Source organism: Neisseria iguanae, from assembly GCF_003013245.1.
Classification (GTDB): Bacteria; Pseudomonadota; Gammaproteobacteria; order Burkholderiales; family Neisseriaceae; genus Neisseria; species Neisseria iguanae.
In genome coordinates, this window is record NZ_PXYY01000088.1 from 1 (window position 1) to 10,602 (window position 10,602).

Annotated in this window: 10 protein-coding genes and 1 pseudogene; 5 read left to right on the top strand and 6 right to left on the bottom strand. The window is 47.9% G+C overall.

The window, feature by feature from the left end; translation table 11 throughout:
* Positions 1–444 precede the first annotated feature (444 nt).
* Genes C7N83_RS11205 through C7N83_RS11215 form a run of 3 tightly spaced genes read right to left on the bottom strand, consistent with a single transcriptional unit; the run spans position 445 to position 2,147 of the window.
* On the bottom strand, positions 445–1,110 hold the full coding sequence (locus tag C7N83_RS11205) for a DUF799 domain-containing protein (protein ID WP_106742716.1): 666 nt from the start codon (positions 1,108–1,110) through the stop codon (positions 445–447).
* A complete protein-coding gene (locus C7N83_RS11210) occupies positions 1,107–1,466 on the bottom strand; it encodes a DUF4810 domain-containing protein (protein WP_106742718.1) in 360 nt (119 codons plus the stop codon). Before C7N83_RS11210 ends, C7N83_RS11205 begins: the two co-directional genes overlap by 4 nt.
* 9 nt (positions 1,467–1,475) lie before the next feature.
* Entirely contained in the window at positions 1,476–2,147 is a 672-nt protein-coding gene (locus C7N83_RS11215) for a CsgG/HfaB family protein (RefSeq protein ID WP_106742719.1), read from the bottom strand.
* A 631-nt stretch (positions 2,148–2,778) separates the two neighbouring features.
* Between C7N83_RS11215 and C7N83_RS11220 the strand changes: the two genes are divergently transcribed.
* Positions 2,779–3,324 carry a hypothetical protein gene (locus C7N83_RS11220; RefSeq protein ID WP_106742721.1) on the top strand — a complete coding sequence of 182 codons (546 nt, stop codon included), beginning with the start codon at positions 2,779–2,781 and terminating at the stop codon, positions 3,322–3,324.
* Positions 3,325–3,395: 71 nt separating this feature from the next.
* Here C7N83_RS11220 and pncB read toward each other — a convergent pair whose 3' ends face one another.
* From pncB to C7N83_RS11235, 3 genes are all read right to left on the bottom strand, one after another.
* The gene (gene pncB, locus C7N83_RS11225; RefSeq protein WP_106742722.1) at positions 3,396–4,619 is read right to left on the bottom strand and encodes a nicotinate phosphoribosyltransferase; all 1,224 of its coding nucleotides are present in this window, start codon (positions 4,617–4,619) and stop codon (positions 3,396–3,398) included.
* A 75-nt stretch (positions 4,620–4,694) separates the two neighbouring features.
* On the bottom strand, positions 4,695–5,543 hold the full coding sequence (locus tag C7N83_RS11230; RefSeq protein WP_106742724.1) for a segregation and condensation protein A: 849 nt from the start codon (positions 5,541–5,543) through the stop codon (positions 4,695–4,697).
* Positions 5,540–6,316, bottom strand: coding sequence for a tRNA threonylcarbamoyladenosine dehydratase (locus C7N83_RS11235; protein WP_106742726.1), 777 nt, complete (start codon positions 6,314–6,316; stop codon positions 5,540–5,542). Before C7N83_RS11235 ends, C7N83_RS11230 begins: the two co-directional genes overlap by 4 nt.
* Before the next feature lie 188 nt (positions 6,317–6,504).
* Here C7N83_RS11235 and C7N83_RS11240 point away from each other — a divergent pair, with 188 nt between their 5' ends.
* From C7N83_RS11240 to C7N83_RS11255, 4 genes and pseudogenes are all read left to right on the top strand, one after another.
* Positions 6,505–6,969: a universal stress protein gene (locus C7N83_RS11240; protein WP_106742728.1), complete on the top strand. Its 465-nt coding sequence runs from the start codon at positions 6,505–6,507 to the stop codon at positions 6,967–6,969.
* A gap of 339 nt (positions 6,970–7,308) precedes the next feature.
* Entirely contained in the window at positions 7,309–9,201 is a 1,893-nt protein-coding gene (gene speA / locus C7N83_RS11245) for a biosynthetic arginine decarboxylase (RefSeq protein WP_106742730.1), read from the top strand.
* Between the two features lie 67 nt (positions 9,202–9,268).
* Positions 9,269–10,204: an agmatinase gene (gene speB / locus C7N83_RS11250; protein ID WP_106742731.1), complete on the top strand. Its 936-nt coding sequence runs from the start codon at positions 9,269–9,271 to the stop codon at positions 10,202–10,204.
* A gap of 135 nt (positions 10,205–10,339) precedes the next feature.
* A pseudogene (locus tag C7N83_RS11255) lies at positions 10,340–10,602 on the top strand (IS1595 family transposase); the annotation flags it as partial.

Below are 10,602 nucleotides of genomic sequence, written 5' to 3' on the forward strand. Positions count from 1 at the left end.
ACTTTGATCATCGCTTTAGGTAATTTTCTACTTTTGCGGGATCTTGTTCTGTGTAGGCAGTCGTCTTTTTTTGCGCGTGATTTCCAATGATTTCAGGGCATAAAAAAGAGCGGGCGGGGTAGAATTATGGCGCTTTGGCTGAGCTCAAGGGAATGTGCCGTCTACTTGTCTTAAATCCGGCGGGGTACGTCAGAGGGGGGATTTATAGGATTTTGGGTTTTCAACTTAATCTGGTATGAAATCTAACACGTTGGATTCCGCTGAACTTCAGTAAATATTGGAATTTTTCAGACGGTATTTGATGAATAAAAGCGCATGAATGAACGTATAAAAGACATATATGCGGATACATGCGCGCCCGCATTTGATTTTGAATTCCATGAATGTGACAAATTGCATAACAACATACTAAAAAAGCAGAATCCTATCATTCTGCTTTCAGGTTTAGTGTTGTCTCGGCTCTTTTTGATAATTCGCCGAACGAGGGCCGTATAAAATACCGTTGCTGCGTTGCGGTGAAAATAATTGCAGGCCGGCTGTTTGCGCCATGTCATAACCTTTGTCGCCCAAAGTGCCGACAACTTGGGTGATAGCTGCGCCTAATAATGTGCCTAATAAGCTGTTGTTGCTTTTTTTCCCCGTATCAGAAGAAGTAACTGTGCCGCTCCACAGCTCTTTGCCATTACGCGCATCAACCAGTTTGGCTTCTGCTGAAACAGTTGTTATGCTTTGTAAGACTTGGTAGCGCGTGCCGTAGTCTTTCACAGTGATGTACAGAACCGCATCGTTACCAAAAATCTGGCGCAATTTATCCGGTTTCACATTATGAATATCTGCCGGATTGGTCAGGCCGTTTTGTTTGAAGGTTTCGGTAGTTACGGCCACCGGAAAAACGTAATAACCAGCTTCCGACAACGGCATGGTGGTTGCGGTAAGCATTCCCCACGTCGCTTTTACCTCCGGTGATTCGTTCAAAGGTGGAAGAACCAAAATCGATTTTGGACGGCTTTCTTTAAATGCCGTGTAATCAAACGGAGCGGCTTGATGGGTTTGACAGGCACTCAATACCAAGCTTGCAGCCAGAGGCAGCAGGAATGTAGCCCACTTCATTTTTTCCCTCCTTTGCTTTTCAGTAGAAAGTCCATAAACACTGAAGATTCGGGGAAAAGCCTTCTTTCAGTTTCAAAGTGTTGCCGTGCAGCCTCATTTTGACCGGCATCAATTAATAGCAAACCCATGTGTGCGTGCGAACCAGGTGCGACAGCTATTTGTTTTCGGCCTGCTTCGGTAAAATATTTTTCCATTTTGTTGATTTGTTCGCCGACAGAACGGTTGTCATTTTTAAGGTGCTCGTAAATAGTCGGGCTGTAATTTTTCCAGTAATACATTTGTTTCGGTGCAGAACTGCAGGCGGCCAGCAATAATACGGCCGCTAGCGGCAGAGCATAACTTATCCCTTTTTTCATATGACCTCCTTAGCGTTTAGGCTGCCATACACCGTTGTCAATAGCTTGAGTCAGATTGTTGACGGCTTCACGAATAGCCAAATCCAATACCTTGCCATTTAATGTGGCGTCATAACCGGAGGTGCCGCCAAAGCCGATGATTTCACGATTGGAAAGTGAGTATTCGCCTGCGCCTTGGGTAGAGTAAACGATTTCAGAAGTTGATACATCTACAATATTCAATGCGACTTTTGCATAAGCAATTTGCGATTTACCGCGTCCTAAAATGCCGAAAAGCTGATGATCGCCCACATTCTTACGGCCGAATTCGCTTACGTCGCCGGTAACGACATAGTTCGCACCTTTTAAGTTTTGAATTTTACCTGAAATACCTGATTCCTGCTTCAATGCACTCAAATTGGTACGGTTCAACACATTGAAGCGGTTGGTTTGTTGTAAGTGGGTTGCCAAAATAGTTTTGGCTTGACTGCCCAAACGATCTTCACTATCAGAGAATACGCCTTTTTGAAAACTTGAACGGTTATCAAAGCTGCCGATAGAAATGGGAGTGCGTACGCCGTTATACTGGGTGTTGTAGGCAGCTACTTTCGCTACTTCCACGCTGCGGGATGATTCTGCTGCACAACCGGCCAGCAGGCCAAACGTTACGGTGCAAATTAAGGTTGCTTTTAATGCGGACATTTTCGTGTCTCCTGTTTTTAGGTAATCTTAGGAAGATTATATAGTATGAATAGTAAAATGGTTATCTTATGGAATAGTATATCACTTTTCAAGTGTCGACAGCATATTTCTGAGTATGGCAAACTATAGTAGACATGAGAAAAATCAAGTTATGTGCAGGGTTGCGTCATTGGTATGTGTACTTTTAAAAAAGGTATGGGCAAAAAGTATCAATTAACCGTTTGGATTTTTTTAGTGTGGATAAAGTTGAGTGTTGTTTACACTTTTTGTTTTTCCAGACGGTGATAAAAATTATGCGTGTTTTGTTATATATCTTACCATCCGGATTGATTTTAGATTCTATGGAGATTACAGGCTAATTCTCATTTGGCTGATTGCTTCAATCTGTGCGGTTTTGAATTACTTATTAGGTAAACTGCATCTTTACTAAAATTGATTAGATTTTTCGTGCGTAAAGTGTGGTTTAGGTGCCTGTTTTCATGATTTTATTTGAATCGGTATGGTGTGTTGCGCTTGGTTTATGTGGGTAACGGGTGGGCGTTTCCATTCAAATCCAATACAAATGCTGCATTCTCTGCTAAGGTAGCATACACATTAATCAGACAGAAACAACTGAAATAGGAGTAAATATATGAATGCAAATTTGAAATGGATCGCTTTGGCGGCAGTGGCGGCTGTCGCTTTGTCGGCATGTGGCAGCACGGGCAGTATAAAAACAACCCCTGCCAAACAACCGGCTCAAGCACCAGCCCAAGCACCGGCTCAGGCAGTACAGCAGCAGGCGAAACCGGCCGACGGTCCGCAAACGGTTAAGGTGGATTCTATTGATTCAACCAAAGAAGTCGCTTATAAATGCGGCAACAAAGGCAAAGACAAATTGACTGTGATGTATGGTGTGAAAAACAATCAGTTGGTGGCCGCACAAGTTAAATTCAAAAATGAGCTGACGCCTAATCTGTTCCGTGTCGCCGGTGCCGACGATCAGAATATTTTCTGGGGCGAAAACGTGGCTTGGTTTGCGGAAAAAGCCACGCCTGCCAACGTGGATAAAGTGGACGGAGGTATTTTGACCATCCGCGGTACGACCCAAATAAACGGTAAAGCCGAAATAGTGGATCAAATCGTCACCCGAGATTGTTCGTTGGATAAAGCAGCGACTGCGCGTTTGAAAAAATAATCTATTGATTTTATAAAGATAAAAAAGGCCGCCTGAAAGATTGATTCTTTTAGACGGCCTTTTTGTGTGATTTATTTATTGTCCGCTTCTGGATCGGGGATTTCAAACACTTGGCGCAGGTAAGCGAGAAAAGTGTCGTTGGTGGTCATGGTTTTGCCTGGTGAATCAGAGAGCTTGGCAACGGATTGGCCGTTGCATTCGACCAGTTTCAACACAATATTCAGCGGCGTGTGCCCCATGTCGTTGGTAAGGTTGGTGCCGATACCGAAGCTGGTTTTGAAACGGTCTTTGAAATATTGGTGCAATGCCCAAGATTTTCCGATGTCAAGGCCGTCTGAAAAGGTCAGCATCTTGGTGTGGCTGTCGATTTTGAGTTTTTGGTAATGCGCGTAGGCTTTATCGCCCCATACATAGGGGTCGCCACTGTCGTGGCGCAGGCCGTCAAAGAGTTTGGCAAAATAGAGGTCGAAATCGCGTAGGAAGGCATCCATTCCGACCACATCGGTGAGCGCAATACCTAAGTCGCCGCGATATTCGTGTACCCATGCTTCAAGAGCGGCTTTTTGCGAATTGCGCAAACGGACATCTAAGGCTTGGAAGGCTTGCATAAATTCATGCGCCATGGTGCCGATGGGGGTGATATTGAGTTTTTTCGCCAAATAAACATTGCTGGTGCCGCGCACGATATGCGGTGCGGCACCGCATAGTGTTCGGACAACGTGTTCCTGCCATGAGAGATTGTAGCGGCGGCGTGTGCCGAAATCGGAAATTAGGAATGGCGGGTCAGACGGGGCTTGCCGGATAGCGATTTTCTTTAAGGCCTCGACTTTGGTTTGCAAACGGCGTTCGCCTTCGGCCAAGACTTCAGGCGTTTCCAAGCGGCGGAAAAAGAGCTCGTTGACGATGGCCAAGATGAAAATTTCAAAGAACATCGCTTGAATCATCGGGCCTTCAACGCGGATGTGCAGGCGGCCTTGCCCGTCGGAATGCACTTTGACAAAGCGGCGTTTGAGTTGGAAAAGCTCGAGATAATCGACAAAGTCGCTTTTGATGAAACGCAGACGGCGCAGGTAATCCAATTCGTCGTCCGTAAAGCGCAGTTGGCACAGGGCATCCAATTCGCGTTCGAATTCTTCCTGAATATCGGCCAGCGGGTAAACCATTTCTTTATTGCGGCATCGGAATTCATACAGGCTGTGGGTTTGCGGGAATTGGTGCAGTATCACTTGCAACATGGTGAATTTGTATAAATCGGTGTCAAGCAGTGATTTGATAATAGGGTCGTGTGAGGTCATAAAGATGTTCTCAATTAACGGGCGAATGAAATATTAAATGTTTGGCAGTGGGGATGAAGGAAAGTTTACAAATTTTTATTGAAGGCCGTCTGAAAGGGTTTCGGGCGGCTCAATCTGCTCGGTTTCGGTTTGTTTCAAATGGATTTCGATTTCTCCGAAGCCGCTTTCCTGCACAATGCGCACCAAGCCTTCTTTAGCCAATTCCAAAATCGCGATGAAATTGACCACTACATAAGCCGCGCCCTGTTCGGGTTTGAACAGAGTGGAAAAATGGCTGAATCTGCGTTCGTTCAGACGGCGTAAAATTGCGGTCATCTGCGCGCGTACGGAAATGGCTTCCCGCACGACTTCATGACTGCGCGTGTGTTTGGCGCGCGATAAAATGCCGAGCCAAGCCTGCGTTAAATCAACTACGGCGACATCGGGCAATTTGGCTTCGGCAGCGATTTCCAAAGGCAGATAAACCCATGCGAAATCACGGCCGGCACGGGGCAGTGCATCCAAGCCCTGTGCGGCGAGCTTCATTTGTTCGTAAGCAAGCAGGCGGCGCACCAATTCAGCGCGCGGGTCGGTTTCTTCGTCTTCGATTTCTTCAGGATGCGGCAGCAGCAGGCGCGATTTGATTTCAATCAGCATTGCAGCCATCAATAAATATTCGGCTGCCAAATCAAACTGATAGACTTCTATTTGCGCGATGTAGTGCAGATATTGCTCGGTGATTTTCACCATCGGAATATCCAAAACATCAATATTCTGCTTACGGATTAAATACAGCAGCAAATCCAGCGGCCCTTGAAAGCCCGACAACACCACTTCCAGCGCATCAGGCGGGATAAACAAATCTTGCGGAATATCGGTAACAGGTTGGCCGAACACGTACGCCACTGCATTTTCAGACGGCCTCATCATTCCGGCAGTATTCATTTGCTACCCGCGATATGGTCTATAGCTGCTTGTGCGCAATACAGGCCGAAGCTGGCAGTCACCAGCATACTCGCGCCGTAACCGGCGCACGACAAACCTTGTGGTGCGGCATCAGTGGTGCAGGCTTCACCCGATTGCGGCGGGGTGATGTTTTCGGTGGAATACACGCACGGTACGCGCATTTTGTGGGTGGTATTGCGGCTGAAGCCGTAACGTTTGCGTAAGATATAGCGCAGGTTGGACAATAACGGGTCGTGGGTGGCTTTGCTTAAGTCGGCCGTCTGAATCGAAGCCGGATTTTTTTGTCCGCCCGCGCCGCCGCTTAAGATAAAGGGCTGCTTGTGTTGCACAAAATAAGCCGCCATCGCTGCTTTCACGCGCACGTGGTCGATGGCGTCAATCACAAAATCAAAGCCGTCTGAAAACAAATAGGGTAAGTTTTCTTCGCTAACAAAATTTTCGATTTCGACCACTTGGCAAGACGGATTGATTTGTAGAATGCGTTCGTGTAAGACGCTGACTTTGGCTTTTCCGAAATCGTCGGTTAGGGCATGAAGCTGGCGGTTGACATTAGATTCGGCCACATTATCCAAATCAATCAAAGTTAAACGACCGATGCCGCTGCGCGCCAATGCTTCCACCGCCCACGAGCCGACGCCGCCGACGCCGACCACGCACACATTCGCCTGATGAAAACATTGTAATGCTGAATCGCCATACAATCGGGCAATGCCGCCGAAACGGCGTGACGACAGGGAATCAATCTCGGACATGGACAACCTTGTGATAAATCAAAAAATAAATGAAAAATACGGCCCTATGAGACAAAACTTAATCGCAAAAAGCCAAAGACGTATTATACTTGAACCGTCAAGACTATTGTGTAAAGCTGGAAGAACAGTCTATAATCCCATGGCCTGAAAAATATCAGGCCACAAAAAAGCCTTGGAAGGAGAGGACAATGTATAAGCATTTGGTTGTTGCTGTTGATGGTAGTGAAACTTCTTTAAACGCGTTGAAACATGCGGCTGATTTGGCCTGTGTCAACGAAGCCCGTCTTACTTTGGTGCATGTGGCCAACCCGGCGGAATATATGGCTTTGGCACCTGAATTTCTTCAACACGAAAGCTATGAAGCCGCTGCCGTGGCACAAGGGAACGAAGTATTGGAATTTGCTGAAAAATCAGCGCGTGAAGCCGGCGTAACCAACATCGTGAAACACCTTTTAGTGGCCAACAAAGGCGCGCGCGAAATGGCGCAAGAATTGGTGGATTATGCTGATGCCAACGGTGCAGATTTGCTGGTATTGGGCACACATGGCCGCACCGGTTTGATGCATTTGCTGATGGGTAGCTTTGCCGAAACCGTGATGCGCCAAAGTCATCTGCCGCTGTTAGTGATTCGCAGTAAAGCCGGAGAAGAATAAGTTGTTCCTTCAAGCTGGATTGCCAAATACAAAAGGGCCGTCTGAATATTTCAGACGGCCCTTTTGTTATGCTTCAAACCTCATGTGTATTTCTAATAGGCTGAAACCGTTATAAGATTCAACTCAATCCGGACCGTGATTATCAGGTCGTTGCCCGATAATGATGTTTACTGTTTAGTTGGTTTGGTCTGGGTTTTACAAAAGTCTCGGGTTGCCTTTAAAAGTATTTATAAATAATTTTTAAAAATGCCGAAAAAAACCTTATTCTGCCGTAAATTGGTTTTATAATCGCGGTTTGGGTTTCGCGTAATCATTCTATCTATTTGAAGGGAAAGAAACATGGCTGCACCGACCATCAGCGAGGTCTGCAATATCCGTTATTGGGGCATTAATTATTATGATGCCGATGACAAAGGCGAGGTGATTGTGCGCCCGAATCCGGCCGAACCGGAGAAAACCTGTTCGCTGCAAAAGCTGGCCGAATCAGTGCAGAAACAGCAAGATGCGCGGCTGCCGATTTTGTTTTGCTTTCCGCAAATTCTGCAACACCGCCTGTGCTCAATCAATCAGGCGTTTCAGACGGCCAGGACAGGATTTGGCTATGAAGGCGATTATTGCTTGGTGTATCCGATTAAGGTCAACCAACACCGCCGCGTGATCGAAACACTGATTCACAGCCGGCAGCCGCATGGTTTGGAAGCCGGCTCGAAAGCAGAACTCATGGCCGTGTTGGCGCACGCCGGCACCACGCCGGCACTGATTGTCTGCAACGGTTATAAAGACCGGGAATACATCCGTTTTGCGCTGATGGGTGAGAAACTCGGCCATCAGGTTTATCTCGTGATTGAGAAAATTTCAGAAATTGAGATGGTGTTGGAAGAAGCTGAAAAACTGGGTGTGAAACCGCGCTTGGGTGTGCGTGCGCGGTTGGCTTCGCAGGGTTCAGGCAAATGGCAGGCTTCGGGCGGCGACAAATCCAAGTTTGGTTTGTCGGCTTCGCAAGTGCTGCAGTTAGTAAATGTATTGAAACAAAACAACCGCTTAGACTGTCTTCAACTGTTGCATTTCCATCTTGGCTCTCAATTGGGCAATATACGCGACGTGGCCACCGGTGTGCGCGAATCGGCGCGGTTTTATGTGGAATTGCACAAGCTCGGCGTAAACATCCAATGCTTCGACGTAGGTGGCGGCTTGGGTGTGGATTACGAAGGCAACCGTACGCAATCGGATTGCTCCGTCAATTACAGTCTGACCGAATATGCCGAAACAGTAGTGTGGGGCATAGGCCAAGCCTGCCGCGAACACAATCTGCCGCACCCGACCATCATCACCGAAAGCGGCCGCGGCATTACCGCGCACCATGCCGTTTTGGTGGCGAATGTAATTGGTGCCGAACGGTACACGCCGCAGGAATTGAGCGCGCCGTCTGAAAGCGATCCGCGCGTGTTGCACAGCATGTGGGAAACATGGACGGATATTTTCGATTCGCGCGAGAAGCGCTCGCTGCGAAGCTGGATACACGAAAGCCAGTTTGATTTGTCCGATGTGCACAACCAATACAATGTCGGCCTGCTGAGCCTTGAGCAGCGCGCATGGGCGGAGCAGCTTTATCTGAATATTTGCCGCGAGGTCGGCGAATTATTCAACGAAAAACACCGCTCACACCGCACCATTATCGACGAGTTGCAAGAGCGTTTTGCCGACAAGCTGTATGTGAATTTTTCGCTGTTCCAATCACTGCCCGACGTGTGGGGGATTGACCAATTGTTCCCTGTGTGTCCGATTACCGGTCTGAACGGAAAAGCCGCCCGCCGCGCCGTATTACTTGACATCACCTGTGATTCGGACGGTACCATTGATCACTATATCGATGGAGACGGCATTGCCACCACCATGCCGATGCCTGATTATTCCGATGACAATCCGCCGCTTTTAGGCTTTTTCATGGTGGGCGCGTATCAGGAAATTTTGGGCAATATGCACAACTTGTTCGGCGACACCACCACCATCGACGTGATGGTACACGGTGAAAACCAGTTCGAAGTCGTGGATTACGATGAAGGCAATACCGTTGCCGATATGCTCGAATATGTATACCAAGACCCGAAAGAGCTGATGCGCCGCTACCGCGAACAAATCGAACATTCCGATTTGCCGGCTTCGCAAGCAATGGCGTTTTTGAAAGAATTGGAAATCGGCCTGAACGGTTATACTTATTTGGAAGAAGAATAATGTTCAGACGGCCTGGCCTATAGATGACAAGGCCGTCTGAAACGCTATTTTAATTAAAGGACACAATATGAACCATTACACTACCCTTGCCGGTAAAACCGACAATTCACTGGTTTCCAACAATTTCGGTTTCCTGCGCCTGCCGCTTGATTTCAATCCCTACGAAGGCAATGCCGAGTGGGTGATTACCGGCATTCCTTACGATATCGCCGTATCCGGCCGTTCCGGTGCACGTTTCGGTCCCGAATCCATCCGCCGCGCTTCTGTTAACCTGACGTGGGAGCATAAGCGTTTTCCGTGGACATTTGACGTGCGAGAACGCTTAAACATCGTCGATTGCGGCGATTTGGTTTATTCTTTTGGCGACAGCTGCGATTTTGTCGGAAAACTCGAAGACCACGCGCTGCAATTGCTGCAGGCCGGTAAAAAATGCCTGAGCTTGGGCGGCGACCATTTCGTGACCCTGCCGCTGCTGCGCGCCCATGCCAAACATTTCGGCAAACTCGCCTTAGTGCATTTCGATGCCCATACCGATACTTATGCCAACGGCAGCGAATTCGACCACGGCACCATGTTCTACACCGCCCCGAAAGAAGGCTTAATCGACCCGTCGCGTTCAGTACAAATCGGTATCCGTACCGAACACGACAAATCATTGCCATTTACCGTATTGAGCGCACCACAAGTCAACGACGATAGCGTCGAAACCACCATCGCCAAAATCAAAGAAACTGTTGGCAACATGCCCGTTTACCTGACTTTCGATATCGACTGTATCGACCCTGCTTTTGCGCCTGGCACCGGTACCCCTGTTTGCGGCGGCCTGACTACCGACCGAGCCCTAAAAATCCTGCGCGGCTTGACCGATTTAAACATCGTCGGTATGGACGTGGTCGAAGTTGCCCCGGCTTACGACCAAGCGGACATCACCGCCTTGGCCGGCGCGACCATTGCGCTGGAAATGCTGTATTTGCAGGGTGCGAAAAAAGGGGGATTGAAGTGATTTGATAGTTTAATAGAAATGCCGTCTGAAAAGTATTCGTTTTCGGGCGGCATTTTGTTTTTTCAGTTATAGCTTGAGTTGGTAAACCCAACAAAACAGTAATATTTAAAAAGGGGCTGAAGCAGATTATCAGTCATGTCAGACTGCAAAAATAAAGATAACCATTGCAAATTAACAAAGAATACCCAAAGAAAACTCCTCCGGTTTTTTGTACCGGAAGTAATGGCCCGTGCAGCCGTTGATATTCTGGGTATCCAACCCGGTTGGGCTATGTTGTCCTACCGCAAAACCCGCCAAGCGGCTGCCTGTCATTTGGCGCAGGAAGCCGGCAGGGTTTTCAGAGGCCCCACCAGGCCGGACGAAGGTTGTTTTGCCGGTCGGCGTAAGGGTAAACGCGG